We start from the raw sequence: 20,782 nt of genomic DNA on the forward strand, positions 1-20,782 counted from the left end.
CATCAGTCTTCTGTGTGCAATCTGGCGGCGTGACGGTCTGATTAACAAATCGCTGATCGATCTCGCTCAGATAGTAGCTGTCACTTCCGGGCTACCGCTGACGGAAGCGCTCATTGCTGCCGCTATTTTCACCAGCAGGGAAATCTTTTCGTTATCATTTTCGGCGGCGATACGTGGGTAATCAGGAAGACAGACTGAAGACAGGTTAACGCGGATTTATAGCATGAAAGCCCGCCCGCAACTGATATTCCAGAAGGCTACAGGACGAAGTAATAAGCGAATTGCAGACCGGGAAAAAGAATCCATTTTTCAGAGGCGACTCGCATTTTATGTCTTAGCTTTGAGAGAGTTTTCCCGACATAAGGTGTATCTTTAAACAGGTGAAAACGGAACAGTAAGAGCCCAAGAAGAGATTTTTAGCGCGGCTGAAGCGGGGGGCAACCCGCAGCAGCCGCTGACCACAACTAACTATACGGGAGTTAATTATGGCTGATAAGCATCATAAGTCAGGAACACGCACGGCCACAACCGCTGCGCATTATTACAGAGTCGGATATCGGCCTAACAGGGGCCAGCCGAATCCCCTGCCCCAACTCACTATCAAGGGCCGCTGGCTGGAAGCGCTGGGATTTACCACCGGGCAAAAGATCAAGGTGATCACCGGGCCGGGACAGTTGATTATCCGGCTGGCGGCTGAAGGGTAACTGGCTGATAAAAAGCAAAATCCCAGCCGGTTTGAAGTGAATCCCTGCTTGTTGGATGTCCAACTTTCGGGGTTCACTTCAGCCGGGGCTGGGATTTATTTCTATATAGTTTCTTGATAGGGAAGTTTTTGGAGCACGTTATTAACTGTTCCTTTCTTTAACGTGGTTTTTTTAGCAGTGCTACCATAATCTGAACTATATATTAAACACTCTTCATCGTTATCTTTGGGGTAATAAAATAAATAAAATCCAACATCTGATATTTCAATAGGGCTTAAAAAAACCCCTAACGTTTCAGAATCAGGTAATTCAAGATCATCAGGATCACTATCAAGAAGCATACCATGTGAATGAGCCAACTTCGTTATCAACTCAGATGCATTTTCTGATAAGGATAGACCGACACTCTTACAGCTATTTATTTCTTGCAGGCTATCTTTTAAATAATTAATAGCCATATGTAATGTATAGTTTGATCCTTTCGACGGATATATTTCATCCTCAATAAAAAAACTAAAGATTCCATACTTCCAGTGGTTATCCTCTGTTTTTTCTAAAATCTCATAAAAAACAGCAAATTCAAAAGGTTGGCCAAAGATCATTTTTTACCCTTCAATTCTTTAATTTCTTTGTTGAAGCTACCCAGCTCTCTGTTACCTAAAGCATTTTTACTATCACCAGTGCTACCACTCCAATGATAAGTGCCAGAGCCATCTTTGCTAGTGTTAAAGAATCGATGAATATTTCCATCATTATCAATTGATAGTCTTATCTTAGGATCTTTTGTAGCAATCGAATTCTCAAAGAGCGACAAAGAATTCTTTGGTTCTATCCCGGCATTAGGTCTGGAACCAGGCGCACCCGGTGTATGCTTAGGATTAGATTCAATTTTAAATCCATTTTTTGCAACTGTTACTTCAGAAATTGGTAATCTATTATCTTTGATTCCAGATGAATGATTTCCAGCCTTCCCAGCCCCTGCCGCTATTCCCGCTGCACTGGTTCCTGCCACTTGTGCCAGCGAGTTTATCGCGAGCTGCTTCGCCTCATCTGAATCACCGGACATCAACGCATTATGAATCGCTGCATTTCTGTCCGCCTCAAGCTGGATCGTCGTTACCTGAAGGAAGGAAAGCTCGTTCTGTGCTGCCTGACTCAGACCACCATCAGCTCGGGCTTTTTCCAGCAACTCACTGGTACGGTTAGCATAATCGGCCTGCAATCTGCCAACTTCATTCGCTTTGTCAACACAGTCCTGAGCGCCTTTACATCCCACGACGCTTTCATGCTGTTCTGCGTTGATTTTCTTGTACTTCTCAATAACGGCATTTTCACAGTCAGCACCGCCCCGGCACTGAGTCATCTCCTGAGCACGCTCTTTGTTGTCTGGCACGCTCAGCGCATTATTCTCAACCGCATTCTTCCCCGCGACCGCGCCACTCGTCGCCGCAGCACTGCTGTTACCCGCCATGCCGCCCGCCAGTCCTGCCGCCAGCGTGCCCAGCAGGCTCAGCTGCTCACGTTCTTCCTGCCCCAGTGCCGCTATCTTCTCCGGGGTGTCCGCGCCCCAGTATTTCTCTGCGATGTAGCGGGTGGCAAGCTCGCCGCTGAACGCACCCGCCGCACCCGCCGCCGCACTTCCCCCGGACATCTGCGATGATACCGCACCCCATACCGCATGCGCCATGGCATTGGTTGCCACATCAACGTTGCCGGAAGCATCGGTCGTTTCCTTCTTAATCAGCTGCGCTGCCCACGGATTAAGGCCGCCTGCGACCGCCTGACCTGCATTGCCGGTCACCAGCCCCGTCAGGATGCTGCCAACCGTCTGTGCGACCTTCTGCGACGTGCTGCCGATACCCCACTGCTTCATCTCCGCCTGATACTCTGGCGAATCACGCATTTTCTCCAGCCATTCTCCCCGTCTTTTTTCCGTTGCACCGGCGGGCAGCGTCTCGGCGTTCTTCGCACTCTGCGCTTTCTCAAGGCCTTTGATATCGCCCATGGTCGTGACGATATTTGTCATCTGGCCGCTGATTTCACCGGCTAACTGAGCGGTCTGAAGCCGCTTCTGCTCTTTCTCTTTGTCAAAGATCGCGCTGATGCTGTCGTTAGCATGTTCGGTGTCACGGCTGAGCGCCGATACGTCCTGGGTCTGCCTGGTCTGATCGCGGACAATGATAGTGCCATTTGCCACGGCGGCCTGGGTGGTGCCTTCGGCGTGCCCTTTATTATTCAGACCCGATAACAGCGTGCTGGCACTGTTGGAGGCGGCATTGGCAAGCATCTGTTTACCCATGCCAGCACCATTCGACAGCGCAATGCTGCCGCCGCTGTGACTGACTTTATAATCAGCAGAGTTACCGATGTCGCTGAAGCCCAGCGTGCCGGTATCCAGACGGTTGTCTGCGGCATCACCCTGGCTGGCGATCACTGCACCATTAAGCTGCGTGTGATTGCCAACGGTGATATCGAAGCCGCCTTTACCGGCATAGATACCGCTTTGCTCCTGCACACTGTCGTAGTTGCTGTGCATTTTGTCCTGATTGATGCTGGCATACCCGGAAGCCGTCATCGAACCAATGGTAAAGCTGCCGCCCGCGCCGTAGCTGGTCTGTTTTGAATCGTAACGATCGCTGTCCTGCTGGCTGGTCAGGGTTAAATCGCGGCCTGCGTTTGCGATGACCTGGTCAGCGCTGACCTGTGCGCCCTCCAGTGTAGTGTCCCGCCCGCTGATAAGGTTGAGTTTGCCGCCACTGTCCAGTGTGGTCTCAGTCCATCGCGTGCCGTTGCCGCTCTCTTTGCCTTTAGCACCATTGATGCTGGCAAAAATACTGATGCCTGCACTGCCCTGGCCGACACCAATACTGACGCCCACCCCGCCACCGCTGCTGCTGTTCTTACCGCTGCTCTCCTGAGTATTTGCTGCGCCGGTCAGTAAAATATCATTAGCCGCATTCAGACTGCTGTCGCCTGCTGCTTTCAGCTGACTTCCGGCAATCTGAATATCACCACTGTGCGCACTGTTATTTTTTCCTGTGGCAGTGATCGCGAGATTATTGCCGGCATTGATCGTAGATCCCGAGACGCTGTCCGTGCTCTGATGCTGCTGCGATTTGGATTTCTGCGTATTCAGTGAAAGACTGACGCCAATTCCATTGCTGGGATCGGCACTCACTTCCGCCAGCTGGCTGGCCTGGGCCGCCTGAACGCCGGAGAGCGCAGCCTTTGTTGCCTGCAGTGCTGCCAGACGACCATCACTCTCTTTTTTCGAGGATTGTGCGGCGGCAACGGCATTGTTGATGGCATCACCGACGGCACCGGATAATGCGAGTGTCAGCCCGCTCTTCTTCTGCTCAAACAGTTCATCATGAGTCCGTTTATCATGGCCCGGATCGATGATCACGCTGTCGCCGGTAATGGCGAGATCGCGCCCCGCCACCAGATCTGAGCCGCTGACATGAGCCTGTCCACCCGCAACAATGCTGACGTTACCGCCAGTGCTGCCAACAATGCTGGCGCTCTGGCTTTGAGTGGTGCCCTTGTCACGTAAGTCATGGACCGATTTACTGCTGCCCACCGTGATGCCAATGCCGCCGGTTCCCATCAGGCCGCTTTTTTTAGTTTCTGAAAAACGCCAGGTTGAATCCGTATTGGTCGCAGCAACGATATCCACGTTGTTACCGGCTTTGAGCGCTACGGTGCCATCGCCTGCGACCTGTGAACCCTGGACCAGTAAATTGTTGCCCGCATTAAGTGTGACATTGTCGCCGCTCAGCAGGGTGCCATTTTCACGGGTATCACTGTCTTCGCTGATGGTATGAGTGGTCTTTTTACTTAAGAATCCTTTTTTGGTTTTGGTCTCTTCTTTGTAGGCATAATCGCTTTCAGTTGCGGTGGTCAGGTTGATGTCACGTCCGGCACCCACCGCGATATCACCGCTGGCGGTAACCTGAGCCGCTTCACTGTTAACATCCCTATCAGCTTTAACCGTCGTACTGCCGCCGCTGGCAATTTCAGTGCCCTGCTGGCGTACCGACTCATTAATCTCAACCTTTTTGCCGGATTTGTAGCTATTACCGGAACCGGTTTCAGCCGCCAGCAGATTGACGTCACGCCCTGCCTGTAAGGTGACGTCTTTGTCTGCGGCAAGGCCTGCCGCCTGGCTATTAAGATCGCGTCCGGCCTGAAGGGCTAAATTGCCGCCGCTGGTCAGCGTCGTGCGATCCAGACCGGTTGAATGAGTTTCTCGTTTACCCTGCACATCATTCTGGCTGGTCGTCGCGCTGTTGAGATTAAGATCGTTACCGGCTGCCAGCACCGCGTTTTTACCGGCGTTGATGCCGCTGGCGGTAACCGTCAGATCGTGGCCCGCCTGCATCGTCATGTTGCCGCCTGCAGCGATCTGGCTGCCGACCGTATTAACGGTCTTAGTGCTGGTCGCATCAACTTTTTGCCAGCGATTTCCGGAACCGGACTGCGCGCTGCCAGTGACATTCTGATTGCCGGTAATGGCAATATCATTCCATGCGTTCAGCAGCAGATCGCTACCTGCTTTGAGGTTCGCGCCGGTGACCGCAATATCGTTGCCCGCCTTGAGGCTCAGCGAATCCAGTGAAGTGATGCTCGCCGTTGGTCCGATCATGGTTTCGGTAAAGGATTTTTGTACGCCTTTGCCGTTGCCTGCATCCAGATGCCAGAGCTGTGACGTGGTCAGGTTGTTGATATCACCGTTAAGACTCTCAAGCACAACCTTTTTACCGCTGATAGTCGCGCTGACATTGTTGATATCGTTCAACGCGCTAAGTTGCAGATCGCCGCCCGCATGGAGCAGACCAGCGTTGAGGTTACTGAGCGTATTCTGGCTGTCGATGGTCAGATCGTTTTTGGCCATCACGCTACTACCCGTGTTCGTGAAGTTCCCGCCGTTCAGCGTCACGTTGTTCCCGGCAATCACGCTGCCATCGCGCATTTCCACATCTTTAGTCGACAAATAGAGCTTCGGCACCATCACGGTTTCACCGTTGATCGTGGTGGCTTCCCACCAGATCATGCTCTTGTCTAACGAGGCGAGTTGATCAGCAGAGAGTGAAACACCAAACTCAAGTCCCAGCGACTGCTGCGCCGCCGCCGCGTTGTCCATCAGATAGCGCATCTGGGCGAGATCGGATCCCAGGCCATTGATATAGCGATTACCGGTCTGGTTCAGTACCGCATTGCTGACGTAGCGGGTATCAAATGCCGCATCACCGAGAAAACGATAATCATAATCTGGCTTCAGGTTCAGGCGATCGAGCATGTACGAGGAGCCGAGGAAAGCCTTCTCGTCGGTATACTGAGGACGTGTTTCCTGTAATGGCGTGGTAGCAGGCTGTTTGCTGAGTTTTGCGTTCAGCTCGCCGAACAGGCTCTGATCCAGCTGACCAAGGCCGTTAAGTTTGGGGTTAACGGTAATCAGATAGCGGCTTGAGGGGTTGGTTGAAACCACAAAATAGCCATTGTCGCTGGCAGGTACCGGGTAGGCACTACTGTCAACGTTTTTCGCCTGGTATGACTTGAGTGACGAAGGTACAAGTGACCCACTTGCATCTTTGAGTACGCCCGACGAACCGAGGTTGGCATGGCCTTTCTGAGAAACCGCGTTTTGGGTCAGTGAAATATTCTTATCGCTGGTTGTGTCCAGTTGACTTCCGCCGATAATTTGCTGAAGTGCATTCTGCAGCTGATCTTTCCATTCAGGCGAGTTAACAGCCATTTTATCGGCCGAACTGAACGATTTGTTCTGTACCCCACCGCTGATTGACTGCTGGCTGAGGCGTGTTAATTCGGGTGTCGCTAACGTGTTGATCGTTCCAATAACGTGCGAATCACTGGAAGTATTACTAATGTTCTGGCTAAAGGCAGCATCAATATTGTTACCTGCCTGAATAACGCTTCGGTAAACGTTGCCGCTTCCGGTGGTTTCGAAAACCGGACTGCCATCAAGTGTATAGCTAAAGGAACTCGACGTAGCGCCACCGTTATAACGGTAAATCTGATAAACCGTTGTCGTACCATCCGTCCAGCTTTGGTTATTCAATTCATTCCCTGAAAGCGCCATATTATTACGTGCAAGCAAAGAGGAGGCGGAATTATCCAGTTGTGCGGCCTGCACATTCAGGTTTTCCCCAGCCGCAATGCGACCTGCTCCTCCTCTTGCATTTGCAGTTACCGCGATGGACTGATACGCAACTTTTTGCACCTGGACATCAGCATTCGGTGCATAGCTGTATGTTTTGGTCTCCCAGTCATCACCATGTCCGTGATGTTGTTGAGTCCCACTAACGTATTGGTAGTAATCACCGGGTTTAAACCATGAGAACGGAATCCTGACATTTGTTCCCTTAGCCCATGACGGGGTAGCAAGCTGAGTTATTCCTTCATGGGTACTCAACCCATCCCGCGTATTTAGCAGATGCCCCGTATTAATCGTGATATCGCCGTTCTGCGTTTCGATGGTGCCGGAGTTATTGATCACCTCGCCGTTGGCATTACCTGTGGCATCGCCCTGAAGCCACATACTGCCGCCTGCCAGCATATCGGCACGCTGGTTACGAATACTGTTAGCAAACAGCGAGAGATTGCTGCCCGCATAAAGCAGCGCGGTGTTAACGATGCTGCCCGGTGCGCTGAGGGTCAGATTGCCCAACGTACCCGTAAAACCATCAACAGTGATGTCACTGCGGCTGTTCAGGCTGATATTACCGCCACCCTGCAGGCTGCCATTTCCGTTCATGGCGATGCGGTTGCCGCTTAAGGCACTGTCACCCGAACCGGTAGTGAGCTGACCATTATTGGTGAGATCGCCGCCTGCACTCAGCGTCAGCGCCCCGCCCTGCATCGTGCCCTGGTTATCTATCGCGCCATTGCTGCTGACGGTGAGTCGTCCGCCCGCCGCCAGCACATCGCGACCCGTAAAGCCATTCGCGATCTCCAGCGTGGCGTTACCCAGCGCCACCACCTGACCGCTCTGGTCAAAGCCGTTGCTGTGAACCAGCAGGTCGCCGCCGCTAAACAGACGACCACTACCTTGCTGACCGACCTGAGCGGCCATCACACTCAGCCGGTTGTTACCCAGCAGCGTGCCGCTATTATTTAGCTGCTGATAATTAACCTCAAGGATGCCGCCCTGGGCTGTGCCCTGGTTGCTGAAGCCATTGCCGGTAAATGTGCCCTGGCCGTCGGCCAGCAGCGTTCCATTGTTGCTGGCATTGGTCGCATTGAGAATCAGCTGTGATGCCTGTAGCCAGCCGTTGTTATTCAACTGCGCCGTATTGAGTGTCTGCGCACCGCCCGAGAGCCACCGGCCATCATTTTGCGTTAAACCGGTAATCGTCGCGAAACCGTTGCCACTGCCCTGAATCAGACCATAGTTGAACAGTTCCGGCCCGGTCAGCGTCAGGGCGTTTTGGGTGATCACGGTACCGTTACCGCCGTTAGTGATGCGCCCACCGGCATTGATCAGCAGGCTGTTGTCGCCCTGTAAGCGCCCGTTGTTATCCACCTCGCCCGAAGTGACCTGCAGGTCGCCGCCCTGCACGCGTCCGGCATTATTGAGCGACGATGCCTGAAGGGTCAGCCTGCCCGCGCTGAGCAGCGTTTTATCCTGCTGCTGGGTCAGAGCACCGTTGATGCCCACCGTCAGCGCCTCGACACCGGTCACGGCGCCGTTATTGTTTAACGTGTCACCGCGCAGCGTCAGGTTTCTGGCTATCCATTCGCCCTGATTGGTCAGTGACAGTGCCTGCAGTGCCGCCGAACCATTCGCCGAAATCTTGCTGCCCGCGCCCGCATCAAGGCGGTCCGCCAGAATCAGTTGCAGCGCATCCGCACTCTGGATCGCGCCATTATTGGTCAGTTGCCGGGCATTCAGCAGGATCTGCTGACCCTGCCAGCTGCCGTTATTCACAACGTCTCCGCCGTTGATGTTCAGCGTACCCTGCGTCAACAGTGATCCACCCTGATTATTCATCAGCTGACGTGCTGGCGCGGCCAGCGCCCTGAGCAGCATTCGTCCGCTCACCTGTGGCATCGCCGCAAACGTTAATGCCTGGAGACCAATCAGGCTGCCCTGATTCATCACGCTGGCGGGGGTAATGGTCAGGGTTTTACCCTGCACCGATCCGCTGTTATTCAGCGCGGCACCGTTGAGCGTCATTGCCCCTTCACTGAGCAGTGAGCCGCTGTTGTTCAGCGTGCCAGCCGCAACCTGGGCTTTGTCCTGACTCAGCAGAGAGCCGGTGTTATGCAATTCATTGCTGATGCTGACGTTCAGATCTTTGCTGCCCAGCAGCGATCCCTGATGCAGCCAGTTATCCGCAATAACCGTTGCCTGCTCGCCCTGCAGCAGCCCCTGAGTGTTGATCTGGCCTGCATTGAGCGTCAGTGTTCCGCCGCTCAGCGTTTTGCCACCGGCAGATTGCGTGATGTTATCAGCCTGAGCAGTCAGCGCCGTATTGCCCTGTAACAGACCGTCGTTGTTCAGGCTGGTGGTCTGTAACCCCAGCCGGTTCGCCATGATTTTGCCGCTGTTGCTCAGCGTGCTGGCATTCAGGTCGCTTTCTCCCTGACTGACCAGCGAGCCACTGTTGATCAGATCGCTGGCGATGTCAGCGCGCAAGGCGCTGATGCCATTGATGCTGCCGCGATTGGTAAGCGAATCCAGCGTGACGTCGAGTTGCTGACCCTGCCAGCTGCCATCATTGGTCGCGCTGCCACCGCTGACGATCAGCCGATCGCCGCTCAGCAGTTGCCCATTGTTATGATTGAGGGTCTGAGCAAATCCGAGATCCAGTAGCGCGTCGCCCTGTAGCAGCCCGCCGTTTTCCAGCGTATTGCCGCTGGCGCTGAGTTGCTGTGCCGCAATCTGACCGCTGTTACTGAGTGTTTGTGCGTGCAGATCGGCCTGCTGACCGGTCACGATCTGACCTGTCCCGCTGTTCGTTAGCGTATCGCCAATCTGAAGAGTGAGGTTGTCACTCAACAAACGTCCGCTGTTGTTGAGACGGTTGCCGTTGACCGCAAGCTTACCGTTAACCTGCAGCAGCCCGGCGTTATCCAGCTGATCTAAGGTCAGCGTCAGCGGTCCTCCGGCGATCAACTGCCCGCCATTGAGGTTATGCAGCTGCTGATGATCCAGCATCAAGGTGCTGTTGCCCTGCAGCAGTCCGGCGTTGCTGAGTACTGGCGCATGCAGGCTGAGGTTATCCGCCGCCAGTGTGCCCTGATTATCAATCTCCGCTGCCTGCAGATTCATCTGCTGCTGGCTGAGCAGACTGCCGCTGTTAGTCAGCGCACCGTTAATCACAGCGGTGAATGCTTTTCCGGCAAGAACAGTACCGTCGTTCTGCAACGTCCCCGCGTTTAATGTCATCTCCCCGGCCTGCATTGCGCCGTGGTTATTCAAAGCAACAAAGTCACCGTCCAGAGTACCGTCACTGAGCAACTGGCCGCCCTGCTGATTGTCCAGTTGGTTGCCTTGCAGCGTCATCTGCTGATTACCCTGAATCAGGCCACTGTTAACCATGTCGCCACGCAGCGTCAGCGCCTGGGCAATCAGCCAGCCGCTGTTATCGGTGTGGTCAGATTTCAGTGCGATGCCCTGCTGCCCCAGAATTTTGCCGCTGTTGACCAGTGTGTTGCTATGCAGATCGGCGTCGGCTTCGCTCAGGGCATTGCCGCTGTTCTGCCAGCGGTCAGCATTCACTGTCAGCTGTTTACCCTGCATCAGTCCGCTGTTATCCAGCGTCTGCTGTTTCACACCGAGCTGGCCTGCGCTCAGCAGCGTGCCGTTGTTGGTTAACGCGTTGCCCTGCAACGACAATGCCTTGTCACCCTGGATCGTCCCGCTGTTCGTGATCTGACTGACATCACTGTTCAGCGTGCCGGCAGCCATCGTTCCCTGATTGATCAGCGCATCGCCCTGCAACCGGAGCTGATCATCTGCCAGCAATTTACCGCCCTGCTGATTATGTAAGTTTTTGAGTGTGGTGTTCAGGCTGGCAGCGTTGATCTCTCCGCTGTTGTTCAGTTGGTCGCCTGTGACAGTCAGTGTTTTGCCGCTGGTGATCAATCCGCTGTTATTGAGCTGTGGCAGCGCGAGGGCAAAGTCGTTGTCAGAGCTGATCGTACCCGCAGCCAGGTTATCCAACTGCCCGGTATGGAAGGAGAGCAGCCTAGTGCCCTGCAGCAGGCCGCTATTAGTGATTTGCCCGGCGGTGAGAGTCAGATTGGGTGCAGTTAATGAACCTGTATTGCGCAGCTGCGCGCTGTTCAGGATGAGTGCGTTCTGACTACTGATGGCGCCCTGATTTTCTAGCCAGCCACGGGCGGTCAGCTGTGCGTCACCCCGGGCCGTGAGAGAGCCGTTTTGCTGCAGCGTATCGGCGTTCATCACAACATCGCCATGACTCACCATCTCGCCGCTGTTAATCAGTGTCGGGGCATCAATTTGCAGACGCTGACTGACCATATTGCCGCTGTTGCTGAAGGTGTCAGCGATATTAAGCGCTGCATTCCCCTGCACGGAGAGCGTGCCGTCCTGATTCAGACGATTAGCGGTGAGCAGGGCATCGCCGCTGCTGATCATTTTTCCGCTGTTGTCGAGCGTGCCGCTGGTTATATCCAGGCTGTTTCCGCTCAGTTCACCGCTGTTACTTAACCGATCGGCGACTTTCAGCTGCAGTCTGCCCTGGGATGAGAGCGTTCCATCCTGCTGCAGGATGCCAGAGGTAATATCTGTCTGCTGACTGCCCAGCAGATTCCCGCTGTTAAGCAGCGCTCCACTGTGGATAGTCAGACTGCTCCCGCTCACTTCACCGCTGTTGTTCAGCGTGCCGGTAACGTTAAGCTGATTAATGTTGCTGGCTGAAAGGGTGCCGCGCTGCTGCACGCTGTCTGCAGTGATCAGCGCATCGCCGCGGCTTAACAGCTTGCCCCCGTTATTGATTGCACCACTTTGGACGTTCAGGCTGCTGCCACTGATCTCACCGTCATTGCTGAGCTGTCCGGCAACGACACTGTTATTACCCTGAGCCAGTAACATACCCTGCTGCTGCAGCGTGCTGGTGCGAACCTGCAGGTCACCCTGACTGATCAGGCTGCCACTGTTGACGATCTGCGCGGCCTGAAGATCAAGTTTCTTAGCGGCGGTGAGCTGACCGCTATTCTGTAGCTGCGCGGTGGCAGAGAGCTGCATCGCGTCTGCCGCATTGCCGCTGCTGCTGTTATCAATATCCAGAGAATTGCTGCTAAGACGGGCAGTCTGGCCTGCCGTCAGGCTGCTGCCCTTAAGCGTTATCTGCCCCTGACTGTTCAGGTCGAGCGCCGCATCGCTACCCAGTTTTGCGCCCGTTAAAGCAATATCCTGCTGCGCTGTCAGCGCGACGTTGCCCCCGGCTTTATGTTCTCCCTGCAGGGCGATGCTGCTGCCTTTTGCCGTCAGCGTGCCGCTGGTCAGGCTATTGTTGATGCTTAAGCGACCCTGCGCATCCAGCACCATATCGCCCTGACGGGCATTCAGATTACCGAGATTGACGCCGACGCCGTTTTCGCTGGAGACCAGATGGATACGGTTGGCATACATGCCACCCAGCGCACCGGTATCAACGGCGACGGAGGGCGCAGCACCCTCGCCCGCAATGGGTGTCACGCTGCCATCAGCACCGACCCGGTTTGCGCCCAGCGTGACATTGAGATCTCTGGCATGAATGCCCGCGTTGATTTCTGTTGCGCGCGCGATAATCGAAACCGCATCGGCCTGGCTGCCATCCAGCCCTTTACCCTCAATGCTGATGGCACCTTTGGTCACTTCCAGCGACTGCAGATTGCCCTGTGCATCAAGCTGCGGCTTACCGGTGGTGAGCGTCACGTTTGGCGTATTGATAAAGCCGCAACCGTTACAGGTGATGCCATAGGGGTTAGCGACCATAACGTTTGCCGCTTTACCCGCCACTTCGGTGTAGCCCTGAAGCTGCGAACGATTGGCCCCGACCACTTCGTTGATGATTGCCCGGGCTTCCTGCCCCGCTTTCAGATTCGGGTTGTTCTGGATGAGTCCACCAAGTTGCGTCTGCGTTAACCGGTCGGTCGCGTTATTCAGGATCAGCCCTTCCTGGCCGACGTTGTAATTCTGATACTGGTTGTGCGACAGACCTGACGCATTTGGCGTCGCGATGTTGATAACCGGCACGCCATTACCGGCAGCATCGACCTGGGTACCCGGTGTAGCAGGCGTAATCACAGCCGAAAAAGCAGGCAGCAGGGGCTGAAACGCGATCAGTGAGCAGATGAGATAGCTCAGCAGACGACGCGGCAGTGAAAGCGTTAATTGATCATCCATAATCGGGGCCTTTATTTAAAAAACGAGTCCAATACGCGCGTACACACTGAGGCGATCAGGCGCAAGGTAATCGGGATAGCTGACAGGAATGCCCAGCGACAGCTGAGTGGAGACGTGCGCTTTTCGGGTACCCAGTCCGAGCGAACTGCCCCACAAGGTGCCAGCGGCGTAGCGATCCTGTTTGTCGCTCTGAAGCCATCCACCATCCAGCGCCAGCGTGGTACTGACCTCGCCAATAGCTGGCAGGGTAAACAGCATGTAGTTGAGTTCGTTGCGCAGGTAGCCGCCAACATCGCCGGAAAGATATTGCTCTTTGTAGCCGCGAACCGAGTTCTCACCACCAATCGTCAGACGTTCGCTGCCATAAAGCCGATCGGGCGACCACTGGGCATACAGACTACTCAGCCACCACATTTTCTGCGTCACCGACCGCTGATAGCTGCTGCTGACACTCCATTTGCGGAATTGAGCTTTGGGGAGATCGTCATTTTTACCGCTGTCGCTTTCAGCATCAAACCAGGGCATCCCGCGACTCAGCATCGGGTTAAGCGTGGCCACCCCGCCTGCGACTTTCTGCGTATGGTTAAAACCGATCTGCAGACTGGTCAGTTTGCGGCTGCTGCTTTGCAACAGCGTCTGGTTCAGCCAGTTATGGCTGACATAATGGTTCAGACCGAGCTGAACGCCGGTTTTGATTTGCCCGTTGCGGAACAGCACCCATGAGCCGTTCAGCCGGTTAGAAATGTTATCGCCATTGCTATACCAGTCGAAATTATTGGCGTTAAAGCGGCTGTGATAATTGCTCCAGCTATAGCTGTAATCCAGCAGCCCATAGCCATAAGGCACGCTGACGCCCGCCTGGAAATTTTGCGCGTCACGCCAGTCGCTGAACGCACTGCTGCGACCACCGCTGACAAACCAGCGATCGGCAATGCCTAGCAGGTCATTACCCACCAGCGAGGCGGAAAGCTGACCAGTGCCTGTCGTTCGCTGGCCGCTGTTGTCCATATTCAGCCCCAGCGTCAGCGGGAATTCAGGCGTGCTGGTCAGATTGACGATGGAATAACCGGGCTTAGCTGACGGGATGATTTCAATCTGAACCGGCGTGGTACGCAGCCGGTTTATCTGCTCCATACCCTGTTCAATGTCGCGTAAATTTAAAATGCGACCGGCACTGGTCGGGAACGCCATTTTCAACTGACGTGAACGGGCACCCTGCAACCGAATTTCTTCCAGCCTTCCCTCAAGCACGGTAATCGTTAAAATTCCGTGAGACAGGTTCTGTTCTGTCAGGAAGGCCCGGCTGGTGATATAGCCCCGCTGGACGTACCATTCTGATATTTCGCGTACCAGCTGATTAATGCGCGCCAGACTCAGACACTGATTGATGTAAGGCGCGACGAGTTTCGCCTGCTTATCTGGCGTAATTAAGGTCGCCTGTTGCAGGGTAATCTGGCGGATAGCGAAGCAGGGACCATGAGCAGGAACCGGCACTGATTGTTGCAGTTCAACCTGATGCGCCTGCGTTAACGCGTCGCGCTGCTGCTGATCCTGTTGCAGACGCTGCTGCTGCTGATTCTGAATAACGTCAAGGTCACCGGGCGTAACCGGCGCAGCCATGAGATGGCTGATAAACAAACTGGCTCCGAAAACCAGCCACTTCCCTGTATGAGGCATTTTCATCGAAGTATTAACGGCACTTATTGTAAGTTTTGTGTAAGGACAGGCGTGCAGACTACCACCTTAACAATCAGAAGTTCCTTATTGACTTAAAAAAAAGATGTAATTTCAGAAAAAGTGAAATTATCGGTAAATAATTAATCCTTAAATCAAATCAACAGCTGTCTTGCAACTTTCGCAGGATGCCGCTCTTTTTGATTGATAAGGGAATGAAAGTATTGTCCTGCATGCTTAACTATTTATTCTCGCAGGATTGTTGTTTCTTATAGCAGTGCGAAGGTATTAACAGGTTTAAAAACAGCGATGGAGATATCTTCGTGTTCAGACATGAGCGTTTAAATGACACTTCACCCTAAACGCAAAAAGGCCCGCAAAGTAGCGGGCCTTTAACCAGACAAAGCACAACAACCGTTATTTTTCATGGTAGCGATGCACTGCCGGATAGTATTCCAGTCCATACAGCTGGCTCAGTGGCAGCAGCAGTTCGACGTTAATATCATGTACACGCTCACTCGCCACAGGGCCGCTCAGCAGCTGTTCAAACCAGGCTATCAGTTTCTGTTTCATCTCGGGTTCTCCGCATCAGTTGATGCCCTGAGTAAACCCGCTTATGCGCCCGATCAGAACCAAAAATTTCTGCGCTGCTTATGCCGAAAATGGCATAACGCACCTTGCCTGGTACACCATCAGCCGCCGCCAGACACCGGCTGCTCAGAACATTTACTGCGTTATCAGTGTCACCCAGTTTGCCCCTTTGCCAGCTGGGGCCTCCGCCACACGTTTAAGTTCACCGCTGGCGGGATCGATGGCGTAGCTGCCAATCACGGCGCTCTTCTCTCCGCTGACGATCAGCCATTTGCCCTGCGCATCAATCGCGATACTGCGCGGCTGTTTTTCCACCGGCCAACTGCCGATCAGCGCTAACTCACCCGACTGATTATCGACCCGGTAACCGCTGACGGTGCTGGAGGTGCGTTCGGTCACATAGATAAATTGCCCATCCGGCGTGATTTTAATGTCTGCCGCCCAGATACGCGGCGTCGGATCGCTGTAGCCCGCAGGACGCTGCTCGCCATGCTGCAGGTTATATTTCTTCGCCACCGCGTTGGGCCAGGTATTTAATGGCGTCAGCGTGCCATCGGCTGCACGCCGGAACTGCGTAATGGTGCCGCTCATCTCCGCGAGATTGTAGAGGAAGCGATTATCCGGCGATATCACCGAATGCCGCGCACCGCTGTTCTTCTCGCCCTGCACAAATCCCGTCCCCAGCGGAGTAATGGCCCCGTCACTGGCGAAGGCATATTGCAGTACCCGATCCGCGCCAAGGTTGCCTACGTAGAGCGAATGATTACTGACGTCGGTGATCACCGAATGAGCATGCGGCCCGGTTTTCACTTCGCCCGTAACCTGGGTCGTCACAATGCCTTTATCATCAATCCGGTTGCTGGTGACGATATCGCTGTCATAGGAGGCGGCCAGCAGGTAGCGCCCGCGCTTATCGGTGGTGATCCACGGAAAGCTGGCTTTGACCGGCGTCACCGCCAGCTTCTGCAGATCACCGTGTGGACGGGTGACGCGCCAGCTGATGATTGCGTAAGGCGGCGATCGCAGCGCGCCATAGAGATGTTTACCATCCGGGCTGGCCGCCAGCGGCATAATCTTTTTCCCAGCGGGCGTATCGCCCCGCCATTGCAGGCTGCCATTCGCCTCGCTGAGCTGATAGCGGGATACCGTGCCGGATTCGGCATTCGACACATAAACAAAGGTTGTCGCCCACAGCGGGGTGCTACACAGCAGCGGCAGAAGTGCCAGCGCCGTTTTCAGACGGATCATAGGGTCACCTTGATAAGTAGTGTCTGCGTCAATGCGCAGCAGGAATTACGCTAACCCTGTCTGATGAGACTGGCTTTGTGCAACTGACTGAAATTATACCTGAAAGCCTGGAGATGTGACGGAGATGTTATTTTAAGGGCGGGGTTGAGAGGTGATGCCTTCCCCCGGTGAAAGGAGAAGGCATATGCATGCTGCTACCCGGTTTTCGCGATCATTTTATAGTAGCGGTTAAGCCACTTGCCGCTGTTAAGTCGCCACCAGAAGAAGATGCCACGCACCGTCCAGTCAAGGAACATCCCCAGCCAGACGCCGGTGACGCCCATGCCAAGCTGAATGCCCAGCAGATAACCGACCACCACGCGCGCGCACCACATGCTGAACATCGACACATACATGGTGTAGCGCGCATCGCGTGCGCCCTTGAGTCCGGCGGGCAGCACCCAGGACGCGGCCCACAGTGGCATAAACAGCGCGTTCAGCCACAGCAGATGCTTAGTCACATTAATGACTTCCGGATCGCTGGTATAGAAGCGCGCCAGTAATCCGGCCAGCGGCACCGTCAGCAGTGCTATCGCGCTCAGACACAACGTCGCCAGCCAGAAAACATGCCGTACCTGACGCTCCGCCTGGAAGACCTGATTTTTACCCAGACGGGTGCCGGTAATGATGGTTGAGGCTGAACCCAGCGCATTGCCCGGCAGGTTGATCAGCGAGGCGACCGAGAACGCGATAAAGTTACCCGCAATCTCACTGGTGCCCATGCCTGCTACAAACACCTGCGTCAGCAATTTACCGCCGTTGAACAGCACCGACTCGATACTGGCAGGCACACCTATCCCTAAAACTTCCATCAGAATGCTGCTGTTCCAGCGCCGGAAATAGCTCGACAGCGTGATTTTCAGCGAGGCATTAAAGCCGATCATCAGCACGTAAATCACCGCGATCGCCCCGATATAACGGGTGATGGTCAGACCCAGCCCGGCACCGATAAACCCTAAACCGTCCCACGAGAAGCAGCCATAGATCAGCACGCTACTGATGATGATGTTGAGGATGTTCATGCCGCCGTTAATCAGCATCGGGATTTTGGTGTTACCCGCGCCACGCAGCGCCCCGCTGCCGATCAGCGTAATGGCGGCTGCCGGGTAGCTCCAGGCAGAGGTCTGCAGATAGCTCAGCGCCAGCGCTTTAACTTTGGGTTCGGCGGCACCGGCGATGGCATCGACGATAAGATGGCCCCAGAACTCAATGGCGATCACCAGCACAAAGGCGAGTATCGTCATCATGGCCAGCGATTGACGCGTGGCGGCGCGGGCGCGCTTGCCGTTGCGTTTTGCCAGACTGAATGCCACCACCACCGTGGTGCCGAGATCGATAGCCGCAAAGAACGAGATGATCACCATATTGAAGCTGTCGGCCAGGCCTACGCCCGCCATTGCCTCTTTGCCCAGCCAGCTGACCAGGAAGGTGCTCAGTACGCCCATCAACAGCACACAGGCGTTCTCGAAGAAGATAGGCACTGCTAATGGCGATATTTCACGCCAGTAGAGCGTGCGATAAGAGCGGCGTTTTGGGTACCACGCCGTGCGCTTAATCGCCTGCATCACTGCTACGCCGGGATTTTGCAAAGGATTACCAAATCAGAAGGGACTGACGAGATCTAATGATGATAGTGAGCAGAGAAATATGCAAAGTCTTTCCGGGACAAATTAATCATGGTTACAAACTTTTTAGTTCAGATTCGGCAGATTCTGCCTCGCCGGGCCGTCCGCTGTAGCAAACCTGATTATTCCCGGGATGTTACGATCGCCTTTCATCACGGTGCCACTGGCTGCGCTGCCGCTATTTTATCATTTTCAGCGCAACAGACACGGCGACACCGCCTGTTTCGATAATAAAGATTTTCTTAACGAATTTTAATGATGTGTGTTCCGGCTCAATGCCGCACTGGTCAGATTACGCGCGTCGTTAGCGCAAAAAAAAGGCGATCACAGATTCTTCACCAATCTCTGCAACAAACCCGCTAAGCTTGGGGAAAATTGCGGAAAAAAATGGAAGGAGAAACCATGCCGACACTACGGAAAAACCTGACCAGCCAGCAGGCGCTGGATGAACTTGAACGCCTTTACGATGGTGCCGTTGATGCGCTGCGTGCGGCAATTAAAGTGTTTACCGAAAACGGAACGCTGCCCGATGCCGCGGAACGAGAAAAAGGACTCTTCGTTTACCCGGAGCTGCGCATCACCTGGCACGGTGAAGGTCCGCAGCAGAACCGCACGCGTGCCTGGGGCCGCTTTACCCATACCGGCAGTTACAGCACCACCGTTACCCGTCCGGCGTTACTGCGCCACTATATTTCGGAACAGCTTCAGATGCTGGAAAAGGAGTATCAGCTGGAGATCGACGTGGTGCCGTCCAGACAGGAGATCCCCTATCCTTACGTGATCGACGGTTCCGATTTGTCGCTGGATCGCACCATGAGCGCCGGTATTGCGCGCCACTTTCCGACTACCGAGCTGTCACAGATTGGCGATGAGACCACCGACGGTCTGTTCCACGCCGACGCCAAATTCCCGCTGTCGCACTTCGATGCGCTGCGCACCGACTTTTCGCTGGCCCGCCTGCGTCACTACACCGGCACCAGCGTAGAGCATTTCCAGCCGTTTGTGCTGTTCACCAACTACACCCGTTATGTAGATGAGTTCGTGCGCTGGGCAATTGAGCAGGTGCGCGATCCCAATACCCCTTACGACAGTCTGGCCTGTGCGGGTGACGTGGTGCTGACGGCCGACACCGCCAACAGCGAGTCGATGCTTTCTGATCTGGCGTGGAAGAAGCATCAGATGCCTGCCTGGCATCTCACCTCACCTAATCGTCGCGGCATCACGCTGATTAACATCGGTGTCGGCCCGTCGAATGCCAAAACCATCTGCGATCATCTGGCGGTGATGCGTCCGCACGCGTGGCTGATGATTGGTCACTGCGGCGGTCTGCGCGAGAGCCAGCGGATCGGCGACTATGTGCTGGCCCACGCCTATCTGCGTGACGATCACGTACTCGATAGCGTGCTTCCACCAGACATCCCGGTGCCAAGCATTGCTGAAGTGCAGCGCGCACTGTATGACGCCACCAAATCGGTAAGCGGCATGCCAGGCGAAGAGGTGAAGCAGCGCCTGCGTACTGGCACCGTGGTGACCACCGACGATCGCAACTGGGAGCTGCGCTACTCCGCGTCCGCCCTGCGCTTTAACCTGAGCCGTGCGGTAGCGGTCGATATGGAGAGCGCTACCATTGCCGCACAGGGTTATCGTTTTCGGGTGCCTTACGGCACGCTGCTGTGCGTCTCCGACAAGCCGCTGCACGGCGAGATCAAGTTGCCCGGTCAGGCGAACCGCTTCTATGAGGGGGCGATTTCAGAGCATCTGCAGATTGGTATTCATGCGGTTGAGCTGCTGCGCGCCGAAGGCGATAAGCTGCATTCGCGTAAGCTGCGGACGTTTAATGAGCCGCCTTTCCGGTAGGTGTATCGCCGCTGGCTCGGGGAGGTTTGTTCGCTGCGCGAACGGGCTGCTGTGGCGCTGAGGCTAGAGTTTGTCCGCTGCGCGAACGGGCTGGCAGAAGAGCTGATGCTGGGATTGTTCGCTGCGCGAACGGGCTGGCAGAAGAGCTGATGCTGGGATGTTCGCTGCGCGAACGGGCTGGCAGAAGAGCTGATGCTGGGATGTTCGCTGCGCGAACGGGCTCTGAGAGGGGTTTCGTTCGCCTGAGCTGTTGGGCAGTTTCAGACACGCCTCTGCAGGCGACCGACAAGGGGCGCCAGTCGCCGCGCCCCTTGACCCCGGGCTCCGGCCTGCTTCACCGCCGCTTCGCGGTCCCTTCACTTCTTCAGGATTTCTCACGGACCGCCGGGACGCGCCATCCCTGGCGCGAACCCGCCTCTTCGCGACATCCCTGTCGCTCGTCCTGAAATCCCTCATCCGCTCAGCGGTTCAGATGGCCTCCCTGACCCCTCGCTGTTATCTCTTCATTTTTTGTTAGGCACGTTATCGCTTTACGTTTCCGGAAGGGTCTTTAGGCAGCAGACAACGCTGCACTAAAAAAATATAAAAATTTCACAGGCGGGGGTTTGTCAGAGGCATCCGAAGCGCTGAGGAACAACCGGAGGCCAGGATGAGCCGACAGGACG

8 protein-coding genes are annotated in these 20,782 nt (G+C 54.9%); 2 read left to right on the forward strand and 6 right to left on the reverse strand.

Going from position 1 to position 20,782, the window contains the following annotated elements; genetic code table 11:
• Positions 1-485: 485 nt before the first annotated feature.
• On the forward strand, positions 486-704 hold the full coding sequence (locus AC6I8C_RS11645; RefSeq protein ID WP_497822543.1) for a SymE family type I addiction module toxin: 219 nt from the start codon (positions 486-488) through the stop codon (positions 702-704).
• A 101-nt stretch (positions 705-805) separates the two neighbouring features.
• On the opposite strand, the gene AC6I8C_RS11650 is transcribed toward AC6I8C_RS11645, so the two are convergent.
• The 6 genes from AC6I8C_RS11650 to AC6I8C_RS11675 all read right to left on the reverse strand — a co-directional run bounded on the left by AC6I8C_RS11650 (position 806) and on the right by AC6I8C_RS11675 (position 18,200).
• Positions 806-1,306, reverse strand: coding sequence for an immunity 42 family protein (locus tag AC6I8C_RS11650; RefSeq protein WP_497822544.1), 501 nt, complete (start codon positions 1,304-1,306; stop codon positions 806-808).
• Complete coding sequence (locus tag AC6I8C_RS11655) at positions 1,303-13,083, reverse strand: hemagglutinin repeat-containing protein (RefSeq protein ID WP_497822545.1); 11,781 nt, start codon at positions 13,081-13,083, stop codon at positions 1,303-1,305. The genes AC6I8C_RS11650 and AC6I8C_RS11655 overlap by 4 nt, the downstream gene beginning before the upstream one ends.
• 15 nt (positions 13,084-13,098) lie before the next feature.
• Positions 13,099-14,766, reverse strand: a complete 1,668-nt coding sequence (locus tag AC6I8C_RS11660; protein WP_497822546.1) for a ShlB/FhaC/HecB family hemolysin secretion/activation protein — start codon at positions 14,764-14,766, stop codon at positions 13,099-13,101.
• 408 nt (positions 14,767-15,174) lie between these two features.
• Entirely contained in the window at positions 15,175-15,330 is a 156-nt protein-coding gene (locus tag AC6I8C_RS11665; protein WP_010670871.1) for a hypothetical protein, read from the reverse strand.
• A 153-nt stretch (positions 15,331-15,483) separates the two neighbouring features.
• A complete protein-coding gene (locus AC6I8C_RS11670; protein WP_497822547.1) occupies positions 15,484-16,596 on the reverse strand; it encodes a lactonase family protein in 1,113 nt (370 codons plus the stop codon).
• 194 nt (positions 16,597-16,790) lie between these two features.
• A complete protein-coding gene (locus AC6I8C_RS11675; RefSeq protein WP_497822548.1) occupies positions 16,791-18,200 on the reverse strand; it encodes an EmmdR/YeeO family multidrug/toxin efflux MATE transporter in 1,410 nt (469 codons plus the stop codon).
• Positions 18,201-18,662: 462 nt separating this feature from the next.
• Here AC6I8C_RS11675 and AC6I8C_RS11680 point away from each other — a divergent pair, with 462 nt between their 5' ends.
• Positions 18,663-20,117, forward strand: a complete 1,455-nt coding sequence (locus AC6I8C_RS11680) for an AMP nucleosidase (RefSeq protein ID WP_497822549.1) — start codon at positions 18,663-18,665, stop codon at positions 20,115-20,117.
• Positions 20,118-20,782 lie beyond the last annotated feature (665 nt).

Source organism: Pantoea sp. X-Soil-YNGN-844, from assembly GCF_059730595.1.